The organism is Marinimicrobium koreense (genome assembly GCF_003762925.1).
GTDB lineage: Bacteria > Pseudomonadota > Gammaproteobacteria > Pseudomonadales > Cellvibrionaceae > Marinimicrobium > Marinimicrobium koreense.
On sequence record NZ_RJUK01000001.1, the window covers coordinates 1544510 to 1559590 of the forward strand.

Consider the following 15081-nt stretch of genomic DNA (forward strand, 5'->3'; position numbering starts at 1 on the left):
AGGGTGGAGCCAAGCGCAAAGCGCGCATCCACCACTGACAAAACCAAACAACAGAGGAAAGCGCCATGCTAAGTTGGGACGATTTCGACGCCGCCGAAGAAACCCCGCAAAAAGCCAAACCGGCCCCGCAACCCGCGCGCGCCCCGGAACCCGAGCCCAAGGTCCAGGAACCGGCCGCCAGCTACGACAGCGCCCCCGCCCAGGCCGCGGCCGCCGCTGAAGCCACGCAAGGCAACGTCTCCGACGCCGTCGCCGAGGCCCGTGAATCCCTCGAACACCTCGACGTCGCCCCCGGCCTCGAAGAACTCGAAATGGGCGCCTCGCGCATCGAAGTTGACGACAAAATGATGATCAACTGCCGCGCCGACCTAAACCAGCTCGTACCCTTCAAATACGACTGGGCTTGGCAGAAATACCTGGACGGCTGCGCCAACCACTGGATGCCCCAGGAAGTGAACATGACTGCGGACATTTCCCTGTGGAAAAGCCGCGACGGCCTGACCGACGACGAGCGTCGCATCATCATGCGCAGCCTAGGCTACTTCTCCACCGCCGACTCCCTGGTCGCCAACAACCTGGTGCTGGCCATCTACCGCCTGATCACCAACCCGGAGTGCCGCCAGTACATCCTGCGTCAGGCGTTTGAAGAAGCCATTCACACCCACGCCTACCAGTACTGCATCGAGTCCCTGGGCATGGACGAAGCGGAAGTGTTCAACATGTACCGCGAGCTGCCCTCCGTGGCCGCCAAAGCCGCTTGGAGCCTCAAGCACACCCAGACCCTGGGCGACCCCACCTTCAACACCGGCACCCCGGAAGCCGACCAGGAACTGCTGCGCAACCTGGTGGCCTTCTACGCCGTCACCGAAGGCATCTTCTTCTACTGCGGCTTCAGCCAGATCCTGTCCATGGGCCGTCGCAACAAAATGACCGGCGTGGCCGAGCAGTTCCAGTACATCCTACGCGATGAGTCCATGCACCTGAACTTCGGCATCGACGTCATCAACCAGATCAAACTGGAAAACCCGCACCTCTGGACCCCGGAATTCCAGAAAGAAGTCACCCAGATGATCCTGGAAGGCACCGAACTGGAAATCGCCTACGCCCGCGACACCATGCCCCGCGGCGTACTGGGCATGAACGCCGGCATGATGGAAGAGTACCTGCACTTCATCGCCAACCGCCGCCTCGCGCAGCTCGGCCTGAAAGAACAGTACCCCGGCGCCCAGAACCCCTTCCCCTGGATGAGCGAAATCATGGACCTGCGCAAAGAGAAGAACTTCTTCGAAACGCGCGTGACCGAGTATCAGGTCGGTGGTGCGTTGAGCTGGGACTAAGTCCCGCTCAGCACCACGAACAATCCCCGAAACACCGGCCAGGGAGGGCCACTCCAGCATGAACATGAACCACAACCGTGGCGCCCTCCCCGAGTGAGCTTCGCTCGCAGTACTCCGCAACGAAGGACGCACTTCACCAGATCGCCCTTTTAGGGTTGGTGTGAGGCACTTGGAAATGGATAGCAAAAAGACCGGCTTGATTTGTAAGAGTCCGTTTAACAGACTTAGAAGGAAAGTTTCCGTAATTCACACAACCGCTTTTAGAGCATTTAGCTATAAGCCACGTATTACGTTGGCTAGCGGGCATGAAGTCGCGTAATGGAAATGTGAAAGGCTGATTATTTCCGCACTTAAACACGGAAAATTTCCGTCTAATAATATTGTTATGCAACACGGATTTCGGGCCTCCGGAGAAAGTATGGAATCGCAGTTGGAAAATCGAAATACTAAGGCGAAGTCATCGGCTGTCGGATCATTGAGTTTCTCGACAACCGCCTCTGCTATGGTGCTGTTACTGCTCGGTGCCGCAGCTGAGCATGAAGGCTACTCTGCCTATCTATTTATAGTCAGCGCTACAGCAATCGCGGCTATCTGGGGACAGTTCTTTTCGACTAGACGATCTACTCTGGACAGCAATGCATAACAATCGCAAGCAGCGGAGAAATATTCCGCTGTCGCTACAAATTGCCCGCTATTGCAGGCGCTAGGCAGCAGGAGAACGTGTTGACCGTTTTACGAATATTTTCAGCACTATTAATTATAGGCGCTGCTGTATATTGGCTATTAAATCCCGGTAGTAATGCGGAGCCGGTGATCGTGATTATTGGCTCTTGTGTGGGACTTATCTTTAGCTTTAAGGATCTAGTGGCGAAAAAAGCAAAAGAAGTTCGAGAAACAGCAACTCCTGATCAAATATCAATAAAACTGATCACAAAAAATGTCCGTTGTTATAAGGAATGGATAGATTATGGTATCCAGTTGAACTTTGAGATTTTCTTCAACGAAAAGGTACTCCTTAAGGCTGTCTATTTAGATTACAAGGAACCTCATGGGTTTGGTGAAAATTGGACTCAAAGAGCTCAAATTTTCAGTGCCAAGATGATGGAAGACGACCTGTTGCTAAGTGATCTACAAACTGTAGTTGATCAACTTAAAAATAGCGTCAAATTACCAGAGCTACCGCAAATATTCGAAGAAAAATCTATATTACAGGTTACTATCGGAGGGTTCATACCTGGTGAAAGATTGCCCGATGGCTGGGAGGGGATCACGTTATCAAACTGGACTCTAGTTATCGAATTCGACGAGAATGAGTGTGTAGAAATCCCATTGACCCTTGATCCACATTGTAAATCTGAAAAGAGACCAACTGAATGGAAATATGTGGGGTTTGTAAATGCCTAGCAAGCGACTGTGATCCCAAGCCAACCCCTACAGACTAAGAATTTAAGCTTCTTGCCATAGGCAATCATCCCAAACCATGGCATTGAGAATCGTCACCATCTTGCGCATGCAAGCAGTCAGCGCTACCTTCTTGTGGTTACCGGCGCTGACCAGAGAATGGTAAAACTGCGTCAAAGTATGCATCAAAGGGGTCAGAGTCTTTGATTTTTCCTATAACATTGCTCACTCGTCCAAATTTTGGTGTCCCCCTCCTCGGGGCGTTTAGTCTATTGATTCTGGCTTCTTGCTGACCTCCCAATCAGCAACAGCACCAGCCTAAACCGGGAAGAAACGAGGAACTGCCCTATGTCCACTACCGGAGAAAAACCAGGTAAAGGCACCTACATCTGTAACAAGTGTGGAAACAAGGTGACGCTTGACGACCGTGACGACACACTACCCCCATGCTCCAAATGCCACGGCACTGAATACACTCCATAGAGGTATATCACTGTTTTCACCACCCAATGGGTAAACTTACCACTCCAAAGCAGCCCATCGCTGTAAGCGCTGGCCTCAGAGGAGCCCGAGCTTGCGGCGGTGGCAATTGGAGGCAACAGGCTAGAGGGAGCCAACAATGGAAGTGAGACAGGTTGAGCTCGCAGAAATAGAAGGTCTACTGGCACTGATCGACGAATATGACAGACCCATATCCTCACGCCCAAGCCAGGGGCGCATCAGAGATATCTACACGGCTATAAGAAGATCTGGAGGTTGCATCGTGGGTGCCTTCACCGAAGAGGGCAATTTGCTGGGCACATGCACACTGAACGTCTGCCCAAACCTTAGCTGGTCCGGCCGCCCCTACGCCATAATAGAAAATGTTATTGTCGCCGCGAATTACCGCAACCAAGGCATTGGAAAGCAAATTCTCAGTTATGCGAAAGCCTGCGCCTAGCAAGCGGGTTGCTACAATGCGGTTCTTATGACCGGATCCGTAGATCCAACGGTTCGTAGTTTCTATGAGTCAGCTGGCTTTTCACCAAGTAAGCAGGGGTTTCAGGTGAGACTCAACTCCTGAGAGCTTAAAACAATTGGGCGAGGATAGGGAACGATCGTAGCATACCGATTTCTCTCCCACGCCAAGCGTGATATAAAAGTTGGAGTCCATGGATAAAGCCTGCCCGGTAGTATTACGAAACCGAGAAAACCAGCTGGAAATCCTCGCCTTTAGACATCCTCTGGCTGGAACTCAACTGGTCAAGGGCACCATTGAACCGGGCGAGGCCAGTTTCGCCGCGTCACAGCGGGAGCTGTTTGAGGAGGCTGGCATAACCTTAAAAGCCAAAGATCAACTGCTCAAGTGGCAGAGGCGTCCTGATGAGCCTATATGGGATATCTGGGTGATGGAGCCAGGGGATCACCTGCCTGACTGCTGGGATCATTATTGCGAAGATGACGGCGGTCGCTTATTTCATTACTTTTGGCACCCGTTATCGCTATCAACGGACTCAGAATGGCATCCGGTCTTTGTCGATGCCCTCACCGCCATTCGGGAAACCATAGTTAATACGCAACACTGGCGAGTCAAATAAAACGACCAACCCGGTGAGATAGCAGCTATAGATTTGCGTGATAGGCATCACAAACAGTAGGAATCATGAAGGATACCCGACATTTTTACTTATTGACAAACAACACGGATTTATTTAGCTTTTGAACGCTCGGACATCCCGCCTTAACCATCCAAGGATTGACCGATCCAGTCACCATCCTGAGCTCTTTGAGATTACTCGTTCGTACTCTGCTATTGAGTATAAGAAATGGCAGCGACTCAGATTGAACCTTACATCGAAAACAAGGAACGACAGAATGGAAGAAATTGATTTTCTTAGTCTGACACCAATAAATCAAGAAGAATCGATTTTGACGACCTCCCAGGGAGCAGATTCCGTCAATATTAAAGGTTCGGTTCTGGAAAAGCAGTTTTCCCTTCCCAATGGCTTTCACCTTGTCCTGACGACGGAAAATTCACCGTACGATGAGGCGCTTTACGCCACATTGATCGACCAGCATTTTGAGGTAGCAGATCAAGTCGAAATTTCCAGCGCACTGACGCCAGGAATACTTGAAGATGCAGAAGTTCAGAGTGAAGATCGCTTAAAGTTTTGGTTTAACAAAGCAGAACCGTACATCCTCACTTTTGACCCCAAGGGTTTCATAATCCCGAGACCAAGTGATAAGGGTAGCAGGCCCTTTAGGACAGTTTTCAAGAAGAAGTACTTGCACATTCACTAAGGAGAGCCCCAATGACGGACGAACATCAGAGATTTACGAACAGTACTGTAGATAGCGCCATCCAGGAAATGGAGGTCCAGGCTGTCAATTTCGCGTACCGTTTCATTAAGGACGCACATGTTCGCGCTGAGTACATGCGATCTACAAAGGAGATGGCCAATCAGATCAGAGTACTTTACAAGCAAGGTGAACTGACTGCACAGCAGGCTGCGGAAAGCGCGAACCGTATGCGCAATGAGATAATGGAGTTTGCCCGAGTTCGTTGCAGCGATGTGGGACGAGCCAAGGCCATCTCCCTCAAGACAAAGGGACTGGATCTGGACGGCTTACTCAAAAAGTATGCAAAAGCACTCTATGGTAAAAGCTTCAACCAACTTACCCCGGACGAAGCAAACCGAATCTACTTGGAAGTTGTTGATGCCGCATGACGATCTCGCCCAAGCGTAAACGTTAAGACTGCAAGGTTGGCTAACGCCGGAAAGGCGCTTTGGGTTCTATCGGCTTGTGTTGCCATCTACAACGTCAGTGTCGCCAACAACAAAGTGAAGGCTGCCGGAAGGGAAGCCGCCACCATCGGAGGTGGGTTTGGCGGTGGCGCTGCCGGCGGAGCAGTTGCCGGAATATGGTTTGGACCCATTGGTGTCACAATTGGCGTTATTGTAGGCGGCACCCTGGGCGCCATTATGGCTGACCAAGTTTACGTGGAAGCAACTGGCGCCGATGGAGGATTCGCCAAGCAATTTATAGCCAAGTACACCAACCTTATAAGCACTGATGAAAGCGCTTTGGCAGACGCATTGATCACCGAGTGCCGCTATGAAATGGGCAAGGTGCTTAATGTATTTGTTGAACTCCAGGACAAGTACTCTACGGATTCTGACGACGTCGCCCTTCTTTACGTCGAAAAAATGAAAGCTTTGCCCTCCAGCCCAACTAAGCTTGCTTTCCAGAAAAATGGTTCATTGAAGCAGTATTTGGTTCAGCTATTGGAGTCCGGCTGGACATCGTCACGAGAGCGAGCCGCCATTAATTATCTGAAAGCATAGCCCTCCCCGGTCAGGCTGGTCGACAGACCCCACCCAACGACGTTGTCGCGGGTAGGGTCTAGCACGCACCTCGCTCTCGAGTCTCTTTAGTACTCTTTTTCGCATCTTGACATTTGTCACGTGACAGATTACATTCACTTATGATCAAAACGTTTGCCGACAAGCGTACCCAAGAACTGTACTCCAGGGGCAAAACCAAGAAGTTTCCCCCGGACGTGGCGCGAAGAGCCGCTCGTAAGCTCGAATACGTGCACTTGGCAGAGAGCCTTGATGACCTGAAAGTGCCTCCTGGCAATAGGCTCCACGCTCTTTCAGGCGACCGTCAGGGGCAGCACGCTATTTCGATCAATGCACAGTGGCGCATCTGCTTTCGTTTTGAGGATGGCGATGCTTACGACGTAGAAGTCTGCGACTACCATTGAAGTGAGGTGACAACTATGGCGATTCCCAATACTGAGGGTATTCAGCGCAAACCGACCCACCCTGGTGAGATGCTGAGGGAGGACTTTATTCCGGATTACGGTTTAAGCGTCGCTAAGCTCGCCGAGCTGCTGGGGGTCTCTCGCCAGTCGGTGAACGAGTTGCTGCGCGAGCGACGCTCGGTCAGCCCCGAAATGGCGCTGCGGCTTGGCCGCCTGTTTGGCAACTCTCCCGAGTTTTGGCTGAATGCACAGAGGGCGGTCGACCTGTGGGCGGCTTCTCAGTCCGCTAAAGATGAGGTGGCCCGAATCAAGCCATTAAGTGCCGCCTAGCGAAGCCATCAGCTTGGTCCCGTGACGTTAAGATAAATGACCTAAAACCAGGCTGATTGGCCTGGGCCTGCTGATTCACATGGCACTGGACGGAATAGACCGTCTCGTCTGAGCCCCAGGAACAAGGTTTCCCCCCTACATCGACCAGGCTTTCACCGGCTCGGACCGGCCAGAAAGAGGCGATTTTCACCAAAATTGGCTCCTGAGGGGCCAAAACTGGGCCGCTGGTCGAAAAATCGTCATTTTCAACGAGCAAAATTCCTCCCGTTCCTGTATATTCGCTGCCTATTTTCAACCCCGTGTTCAACCCAGCTTCAGAGAGCGCTATGACTGATCTATCCCTTTACCGCAACATCGGCATCTTCGCCCACGTAGACGCCGGCAAAACCACTACCACGGAGCGTATCCTCAAGCTGACGGGTAAAATTCACAAGCTCGGCGAAGTGCACGAGGGTGAATCCACCACCGACTTCATGGAGCAGGAAGCCGAGCGCGGCATCACCATCCAGTCGGCCGCCGTCAGCTGCTTCTGGAAGGGGCACCGCTTCAACGTCATCGACACCCCCGGGCACGTTGACTTCACCGTAGAGGTGTACCGTTCATTGAAGGTACTCGACGGCGGTATCGGCGTGTTCTGTGGCTCTGGCGGCGTGGAGCCCCAGTCCGAGACCAACTGGCGTTATGCGAACGAATCCAAGGTCTCGCGCCTGATCTTCGTCAACAAGCTGGACCGCATCGGTGCGGACTTCCTGCGCGTCACCGATCAGGTCAAGAAGGTTTTGGGCGCCAAGCCGCTGATCATGACCCTGCCGATCGGCCGCGAAGACACCTTCTCGGGCGTGGTGGACCTGCTGACCCGCAAGGCCTACGTCTGGGATGAGACCGGCCTGCCGGAAAACTACACCATCACCGATGTGCCCGCCGACATGGTGGATGACGTCGAGATGTACCGCGACCAGCTGATTGAAAACGCCGTCGAGATGGACGACGACCTGATGATGGCCTACATGGAAGGCGAGGAAGTCAGCGAAGAGGACATCAAGCGCTGCATCCGCAAGGGCACCCTGGAGCTGGCCTTCTTCCCCACCTACTGTGGTTCGGCCTTCAAAAACAAGGGCATGCAGCTGCTGCTGGACGCCGTTGTCGACTACCTGCCGGCGCCGCAGGAAGTGAACCCGCAGCCGCTGACCGACGAAGAAGGTAACCCGACCGGCGAGCACGCCATCGTGTCTCCCGACGAGCCCTTCCGTGCCCTGGCGTTCAAAATTATGGACGACCGTTTCGGCGCCCTGACCTTCGTTCGGATCTACTCAGGCCAACTGAACAAAGGCGACACCATCCTCAACTCCTTCACCGGCAAAACCGAGCGTGTGGGCCGGATGGTCGAGATGCAGGCCGACGAGCGTAATGAGCTGTCGTTCGCCACCGCGGGCGACATTATCGCCATTGTGGGCATGAAAAACGTGCAGACCGGTCATACCCTGTGTGACCCCAAGCACCCCTGCACCCTGGAAGCCATGGTGTTCCCGGACCCGGTCATCTCCATCTCCGTGTTCCCGAAAGACAAGGGCGCCACCGAGAAGATGGGTATCGCCATCGGCAAGATGGTCGCCGAAGACCCCTCTTTCCGTGTCGAAACCGACGCTGACTCCGGCGAAACCATCCTCAAGGGCATGGGCGAGCTGCACCTGGATATTAAAGTGGATATCCTCAAGCGCACCTACGGGGTTGATCTGACCGTCGGCCAGCCGCAGGTGGCCTACCGCGAAACCATTACCCAAGAGATCGAAGACAGCTACACCCACAAGAAACAATCCGGTGGTTCCGGTCAGTACGGTAAGATCGACTACATCATCAAGCCGGGCGAGCCGAACACGGGTTTCACCTTCAGCTCCTCGGTTGTGGGCGGTAACGTTCCCAAGGAATTCTTCCCCGCCATTGAAAAGGGCTTCCAGTCCTTGATGGGTTCTGGCCCTCTGGCCGGCTTCCCGGTGTTGGACGTGGATATTGAGCTGGTAGACGGTGCTTACCACGCCGTTGACTCCTCAGCCGTTGCGTTCGAAATTGCCGCCAAGGGCGCCTTCCGTCAGTCCATGCCGAAGGCCGGGCCGCAGTTGCTCGAGCCGGTCATGAAGGTTGACGTCTACAGCCCGGAGGACCACGTGGGTGATGTTATTGGCGATCTGAACCGTCGTCGCGGCATGATCTCTGGTCAGGAGCCCGGCGCGACCGGCGTTCGCATTAAAGCCGATGTACCACTTTCAGAAATGTTCGGTTACATCAGCACCCTGCGCACCATGACTTCTGGCCGCGGTCAGTTCTCCATGGAGTTCTCGCACTACGCGGCCTGCCCGGCCAACGTGGCCGAGGCCGTGATCGCTAAAGAAAAAGAGAAGGCCGCCGCCGAAAAGTAACCTCGGATTAGTGTCACTCGGAGCCCCGCCAGCGAAAGCTGGTGGGGCTTTTTTTTGAGGTATCAGAAATATTAAAGGAGACCAAGGGGAAGATCATTGACACATCGTCAGTATATACCCCCCCCTAACACCCAGACCCAAGTACTCGGTAGCGATATCATAGGTAACAATCTGCAGAATAATGATAGCCAGGGACATCAAAACACCGGGTGGCTTTGCTGTATCAAAAGCCGCCTGGAGCGACGCTTTGCGTATCTGGCGGCAGTCATCGACTGGTACAGCCGCCAGGTGTTGTCTTGGCGAGTCTGCAACAACAAGGACGCGAGCTTCTGCGTTGGCTGTTTGGAAGATGCCCTGGCCAGTACGGTAAGCCGGAGATCTTTAACAGCGATCGGGGTTCGCAGTTTACCAGCCACGCTTTTATCAGCGTTCTGAAGCGTGCAACGAGGGGATTACAGCTTAAAAGAGTCCCGATAAATCTTCTGTCTCACTCTCGGCCCAGGCAAATAATTCTTGATGAGGTTAATGCGATTAATTCAAGTTAACGGTAGTAGTCCGCAATAAAACGACACTCCCAATCTCTTCCTGTTTCATATTCCGCCAAGTCTTTCAATGTAGAGTAGAAACGCTTCTTGGGAAGATTGGCTAGATGGCCGGTATGCTCTTCTAACTCTGGAATCTCTTCATCAACCCGGTCAGAGAGTCTCTGGAAGACCTCCGGTCCCGGTGACTCCCTGCCGGAAAGCTCTTCCTCATAGATCAAACAAAGCCGATCATAAGGATTTTCTTCTTCATTCGTAGCTCCACTATTACAGGCATTTGCCGATAACAGCAGGAAAATGGATAGAGCCCGAACATTTGTTTTTATACCACTATTCATTATCACCTCCTTTTACATGGAAAGCTCATGTCGCTCTTCATGTATCAGCCATACTTTTCGATCATTTGCCCCACGAAAAGGATCAACCAAAAAATATGAAACAACATGAACCGGAACAAAGGAGGCGCCTATTCGTGACTTACCTATCTCTTCCCGTTGCCAGAGTTCATCTCCTCCGCGCGCCAAAATTCGATGCGTGGTTTTTCCCAGACTGATTCCCGTTGCCGCCGCACTGAAGATAAGCCCTGCCCCACCCGATACAAAGCTTGCCCCTGCACCTGCTAGGGAAGTGAGAAGCGGGTAATCTCGACCGCCCATTAGACGGTTATTGAGCATGAACGTATAGTTGTTCTCAATGACGCTGGGTAATGTCATCGCTTTTCGGTGCGCGACGCAATTCTCTTGTATCTCCAGTTTCTCGACAGGAGTCGATGGCTCATAAATCCAACGGCCGTTCAAAAATTTAGAGTGGGCAAGAAGGAAGGGCTTTTGACCGGAATTTTGCAGATACCTTTTTAAGCCAATCAAATCGCCTAAGGTTTTGATTCCCGTTTCTGGGCGAAGCTCGTCTAGATGCTGGAGAACAGATGGCGTCATAATTAATTTCCTTTTAATTTGTAGCTGCTAAAATCGGAGGATAAACTGCGATGAAAGAATACCTCTGAGGTCAAATGAGTTCAACCCCTTACGGAGTGACACAAATCACATTATGTGCTGTATGAACGGCTTACCACGCTGATGCCAAGGACCAGTTACCTCGAAATCAACCAACTCCCAACTCATGGTCTAGCATGCCTCCCTATTTGCCTGGATCGGCCCGGCAGGTGACAATCATCAGCAGTGAGCAATGGTAACTGTCCGTAAGGAACGACAGAATGGAAGAACTTGACTTTTTTTATCTGACACCAATAAATCAAAATGCGTCGATTTTAACGACTTCGCGGCGACCAGAGTCTGTCAATGTTAAAGGCTCGGTGCTGGAGAAGCAGTTTTCCCTTCCCAATGGCTGGCACCTCATCTTGACGACGGCAGATTCACCGTACGATGAGGCGCTTTACATCACAGTGATCGACCGGCACTTTGAGGTAACAGATCAAATCGAAATTTCCAGCGCGCTGGTGCCTGGAATACTTGAAGATGCAGAAGTTCAGAGTCATAACCGTTTGAAGTTTTCGTTTAACAAAGCGGACCCGTACATCCTCACTATTGACCCCAAGGGCTTCATAATCCCGAGACCAAGTGATAAGGGTAGAAGGCCCCTTAGGACGATTTTTAAGAAGAAGTACTTGCACATTCACTGAGAGGTGAAAACTATGGCTATTCCCAATACTCAGAGTATTCAGCGCAAACCGACCCACCCTGGTGAGATGCTAAGGGAGGACTTTATCCCGGATTACGGTTTAAGTGTCGCTAAGCTCGCCGAGCTTCTAGGGGGCTCTCGCCAGTCGGTGAATGAGTTGCTGCGCGAGCGCCGCTCAGTCAGCCCCGAAATGGCTCTGCGACTGGGCCGCCTGTTTGGCAACTCTCCCGAGTTTTGGCTGAACGCGCAGAGAGCCCTTGATCTATGGGAGGCCTCCCAGTCAGCTAAAGATGAGGTGGCCCGAATCGAGCCACTGGATAACCGGAGCCTTTAGTTTAACGCTTATAGCGATTTTTTATAAATTTACACTCCCAGGCTTTTCCGGTGTGGTGCTCGGCCATACTTTTAAGCGCCGGATAAAACTCCTCTTTAGGGAAATTCGTCAAGTGATTCAGCTGCTCCTCCAGCTCAGGAACTTCTTGAGACAGCCTGTCCGACAACTTCTGAAAGGTCGCAGGCCCCGCAGAAGCTTTACCGTCCAGTTCTTCTTCATATATGGAGCAAACTCGATCATAAGGACTGACTGTATCCTCCGCCTGACCATTGCTACAACCAGTTACTGCCAAGAAAGAAAAAACGAAGAAAATATTATATGCCTGTTCTACAGATTTAATCGTCACCCTAGCCCTCTTATAAAACAAGCGCTTTGCGCTCTTCGTGTATCAACCAAACCTTCCAATGATTTGTGCCTAGAAACGGATCAACTAAATGGCCTTGCGTTGTGCAACACGGCCTTCTTTGGAATCTAGGCTGGGCAGAGGGGCAACAGGCTCATAGACAACCTCCTTTTAAGCAACATCCTAAAACTGAATATTCTATTCACGAAGAGCAGGCAGATGTTACTCTAAAGCGCCTTGAGGGTCACTATCGATTAATGTGATCCGTTCTCGTAACGAGCTGTCGCGAAAAACAACCGGGCGATTTGTCAGTCAAGGTAGTTGTCGCATCACTCAACAAATAGGAATTGGCTTATGAAAGGCTCTTGTCTATGCGGCGCCATTGAAATTACCGCCGAAAGCAAACACAACGTCGACGTTTGCCACTGCACCATGTGCCGACGCTGGGGCAGCGGCCCTTTTTTTGCGGTGCATTGCGGGCCGGAGGTTACCTTCGACGGAAGTTTGAAGCCTGCCCGCTACCGCTCGTCCGACTGGGCCGAACGCGGTTTCTGCCCCACCTGCGGAACGCATCTGTTTTATCATCTGCTTCCTACGGGAGATTATATGCTGCCGGCCGGGTTGTTCGGAGACGGTGAGGACTTCCAGTTGAGTGGCCAGGTGTTCTTCGATGAAAAGCCGGACTTTTACGAGTTCGCCAATGACACGCCCACCATGAGTGGTGATGATCTGATCGCCCAATTTTCCGATAAAGACGATTAGCCTGAACTTATGACGTTAGACGATTCCCGCTCTTTGGCCTACAAAAGCGGGCATTTCAGTTTTGTTACCAATCGATGAATTTTCAGTGAACGGACTCCCGCCGTCCCCACTGTCACCAGAGCTTCAAAATGCGTCCGTAACATCCTCTGACCATCGACGATTTCGTAACATCAGAGGTAAAGGACAACATGAACGTTTTCAGAGTATTTGCATTGAGCCTGCTCGCCCAGGCGGTACTGGTAGGTTGTAGCGGCGACGACGGGGACGTCGGCCCGAGGGGTGAACCGGGTGAGCAAGGCCCTCAAGGGGAACAGGGTCCTCAGGGTGAACCGGCGCCGAAAGCCATCGACCTGACCATTCTGCACATGAACGATCACCACTCCCATATCGCGGCGGAGGGTTTTGATTTCGATGTGACCGGGTTGGTGGATGCCACCAATGAGGCCGGCGATGCCGTCACCGAGGTTGAGGTGACCTACGGCGGCTTCCCGATGCTGGTCAGCCTGTTCAATACGGTGGCCGGGCAACACGAAAACGTCCTGAAGCTGCACGCGGGGGACGCCATCACCGGTACACTGTATTACTCGCTGTTCAACGGCGCGGCCGATGCGGCGGTGATGAACGAGGTGTGTTTCGATGCCTTCGCCCTGGGCAATCATGAGTTCGATGATGGCGACAGCGGCCTGGCGACCTTCCTGGACGCCCTGAATTCCACCGCCTGCGAAACCCAGGCACTGGCGGCCAATGTGCAGCCGGCGGAAGATTCCGCCATTGCCGATGGCTATATTGAGCCCTACACCATTGTAGAGCGAGACGGCGAGCAGATTGGCATTATCGGCATTGATATCGCCGGTAAAACCAAGAATTCGTCCAACCCCGATGAAGGGACCGAGTTCCTGGACGAGATGACGACGGCCCAGGCTAACATCGACACCCTGTCCGAAATGGGCGTCAACAAGATCATTCTGCTGACCCACTACCAGTATCAGAACGATCTCGATCTGGCAGCCAGCCTGAGCGGCGTCGACGTGATTGTTGGCGGCGACTCACACACGCTGCTCGGCGACGAGACCTTTGCGGAACTGGGCTTTAACCCGGCCGGTGACTACCCGACGCAGGTGAACAACGCCGATGGCGAGCCCGTCTGTGTGGTTCAGGCCTGGGAGTACGCTCACCTGATGGGCAAGCTTCACGTGAGCTTCGACGACGCCGGTGTGGTCTCTTCCTGCGCTGGTATGCCGCTGATGCCCATCAGCGATAACTTTGTCTATGAATACAACGAAGAAGAGACGCGCAGCCTGAACGCTGCGGACCAGTTCTCCGTGGTACGGGCGCTGACTGCCCACCCGGAGGTGGTGGTTACCCAGCCGGACGCGAACACCACCAACCTGTTGTCGATTTACGACGCTCAGGTCAGTGTGCTGGAACAGACCGTGATTGGCAGCAGCGCGGAGGACCTGTGTCTGGAGCGTTTTCCGGGACAGGGGCGTTCTTCCCTGTGTGATGCCTCGGCGACCTATGAGCGCGGCAGCGACATTTCCAATATTGTTGCCAAAGCCTTTCTCACGGTGACACCAACGGCCGATATTGCCATTCAGAATGGCGGCGGTGTGCGGGTGGATGTGGAAACCGGCCCTTATACCATTGCCGATGCGTTTACCCTGCTGCCCTTCTCCAACACGCTGGTAACGCTGGACATGACCGGTCAGCAGATTATCGATGTGCTGGAAGACGCGCTGGCCAATGCCCTCGACAACGGCGGCTCCTCCGGCTCCTACCCTTACGCCTCCGGCCTGCGTTTTGAAGTGGATGCGTCCCAGGAGAAAGGCAGCCGCGTATCCAACGTGGAAGTGAACCCACAGGTGGCCGGCGACTGGACCGCTATCGATACCTCGGCCACCTACACCGTGGTCACCAATGACTTTATCGCCTCCGGACAGGATGGCTACGATACCTTTGCGATTCCCTTCGACGCCGGCGATTACGAGGATACCTTCACCGAATACGCCCAGGGCTTTATCGATTATGTCGAAGCACTGACCGCTGATGGCCAGAACCTGATCAAACTGCCCGAAGCCGAGTACTCCACTCAGCGCTACATCGACTCCGGTGGCTGCGACCACAGCGCTGTGGCGACCTGCGCGGACGACAATAACCTATAAACGCGGTTGATCTACCCTGCAAAAGGCTCTTCGGAGCCTTTTTTTATGCCTGCCCCCTAATAGTCACCCC

18 protein-coding genes and 2 pseudogenes are annotated in these 15081 nt (G+C 53.0%); 16 read left to right on the plus strand and 4 right to left on the minus strand.

The features are described from left to right. Positions 1-65 precede the first annotated feature (65 nt). A complete protein-coding gene (locus EDC38_RS06730; protein ID WP_123637840.1) occupies positions 66-1337 on the plus strand; it encodes a ribonucleotide-diphosphate reductase subunit beta in 1272 nt (423 codons plus the stop codon). A gap of 723 nt (positions 1338-2060) precedes the next feature. Further along, a complete protein-coding gene (locus EDC38_RS06735) occupies positions 2061-2741 on the plus strand; it encodes a hypothetical protein (protein ID WP_123637841.1) in 681 nt (226 codons plus the stop codon). Positions 2742-2783: 42 nt separating this feature from the next. Here the strand turns inward: EDC38_RS06735 and EDC38_RS06740 are convergent. Next, positions 2784-2906 (minus strand): annotated as a pseudogene (locus tag EDC38_RS06740) (IS110 family transposase); the annotation flags it as partial. A 132-nt stretch (positions 2907-3038) separates the two neighbouring features. Here EDC38_RS06740 and EDC38_RS16715 point away from each other — a divergent pair. The 10 genes and pseudogenes from EDC38_RS16715 to EDC38_RS06785 all read left to right on the plus strand — a co-directional run. After that, positions 3039-3221, plus strand: a complete 183-nt coding sequence (locus EDC38_RS16715) for a zinc ribbon-containing protein (protein ID WP_425462027.1) — start codon at positions 3039-3041, stop codon at positions 3219-3221. A gap of 136 nt (positions 3222-3357) precedes the next feature. Then, a complete protein-coding gene (locus tag EDC38_RS06750) occupies positions 3358-3678 on the plus strand; it encodes a GNAT family N-acetyltransferase (protein ID WP_123637843.1) in 321 nt (106 codons plus the stop codon). A gap of 211 nt (positions 3679-3889) precedes the next feature. Beyond that, complete coding sequence (locus EDC38_RS06755) at positions 3890-4315, plus strand: NUDIX domain-containing protein (protein WP_123637844.1); 426 nt, start codon at positions 3890-3892, stop codon at positions 4313-4315. Positions 4316-4592: 277 nt separating this feature from the next. Next, entirely contained in the window at positions 4593-5018 is a 426-nt protein-coding gene (locus EDC38_RS06760) for a hypothetical protein (RefSeq protein WP_123637845.1), read from the plus strand. Positions 5019-5029: 11 nt separating this feature from the next. After that, positions 5030-5446, plus strand: coding sequence for a hypothetical protein (locus EDC38_RS16400; RefSeq protein WP_211331045.1), 417 nt, complete (start codon positions 5030-5032; stop codon positions 5444-5446). A gap of 36 nt (positions 5447-5482) precedes the next feature. After that, entirely contained in the window at positions 5483-6064 is a 582-nt protein-coding gene (locus tag EDC38_RS16405; RefSeq protein WP_211331046.1) for a hypothetical protein, read from the plus strand. Between the two features lie 140 nt (positions 6065-6204). After that, complete coding sequence (locus EDC38_RS06770; RefSeq protein WP_123637846.1) at positions 6205-6486, plus strand: type II toxin-antitoxin system RelE/ParE family toxin; 282 nt, start codon at positions 6205-6207, stop codon at positions 6484-6486. Positions 6487-6501: 15 nt separating this feature from the next. Beyond that, complete coding sequence (locus EDC38_RS06775; protein WP_123637847.1) at positions 6502-6816, plus strand: HigA family addiction module antitoxin; 315 nt, start codon at positions 6502-6504, stop codon at positions 6814-6816. A gap of 326 nt (positions 6817-7142) precedes the next feature. Continuing rightward, positions 7143-9230 (plus strand): elongation factor G, encoded by a 2088-nt coding sequence (gene fusA / locus EDC38_RS06780; RefSeq protein ID WP_024460749.1) that lies wholly within the window; start codon positions 7143-7145, stop codon positions 9228-9230. A 231-nt stretch (positions 9231-9461) separates the two neighbouring features. Then, positions 9462-9670 (plus strand): annotated as a pseudogene (locus EDC38_RS06785) (DDE-type integrase/transposase/recombinase); the annotation flags it as partial. 101 nt (positions 9671-9771) lie between these two features. Here EDC38_RS06785 and EDC38_RS06790 read toward each other — a convergent pair. Together EDC38_RS06790 and EDC38_RS06795 are read right to left on the minus strand one after the other, a co-directional pair. Then, complete coding sequence (locus EDC38_RS06790; protein ID WP_123637848.1) at positions 9772-10110, minus strand: hypothetical protein; 339 nt, start codon at positions 10108-10110, stop codon at positions 9772-9774. A gap of 12 nt (positions 10111-10122) precedes the next feature. Further along, complete coding sequence (locus EDC38_RS06795) at positions 10123-10707, minus strand: hypothetical protein (RefSeq protein ID WP_123637849.1); 585 nt, start codon at positions 10705-10707, stop codon at positions 10123-10125. Between the two features lie 278 nt (positions 10708-10985). Between EDC38_RS06795 and EDC38_RS06800 the strand changes: the two genes are divergently transcribed. Both EDC38_RS06800 and EDC38_RS06805 read left to right on the plus strand, forming a co-directional pair. Beyond that, on the plus strand, positions 10986-11411 hold the full coding sequence (locus EDC38_RS06800; RefSeq protein WP_123637850.1) for a hypothetical protein: 426 nt from the start codon (positions 10986-10988) through the stop codon (positions 11409-11411). A gap of 12 nt (positions 11412-11423) precedes the next feature. Continuing rightward, the gene (locus EDC38_RS06805; RefSeq protein WP_123637851.1) at positions 11424-11744 is read left to right on the plus strand and encodes a HigA family addiction module antitoxin; all 321 of its coding nucleotides are present in this window, start codon (positions 11424-11426) and stop codon (positions 11742-11744) included. 1 nt (position 11745) lies between these two features. Here the strand turns inward: EDC38_RS06805 and EDC38_RS06810 are convergent, their stop codons facing one another. After that, a complete protein-coding gene (locus tag EDC38_RS06810; protein WP_123637852.1) occupies positions 11746-12090 on the minus strand; it encodes a hypothetical protein in 345 nt (114 codons plus the stop codon). A gap of 351 nt (positions 12091-12441) precedes the next feature. On the opposite strand from EDC38_RS06810, the gene EDC38_RS06815 reads away from it, so the two are divergent. Together EDC38_RS06815 and nadN are read left to right on the plus strand one after the other, a co-directional pair. Continuing rightward, positions 12442-12849: a GFA family protein gene (locus EDC38_RS06815; protein ID WP_123637853.1), complete on the plus strand. Its 408-nt coding sequence runs from the start codon at positions 12442-12444 to the stop codon at positions 12847-12849. A gap of 188 nt (positions 12850-13037) precedes the next feature. Next, complete coding sequence (gene nadN / locus EDC38_RS06820; RefSeq protein WP_123637854.1) at positions 13038-15011, plus strand: NAD nucleotidase; 1974 nt, start codon at positions 13038-13040, stop codon at positions 15009-15011. The last annotated feature ends 70 nt before the right edge of the window (positions 15012-15081 follow it).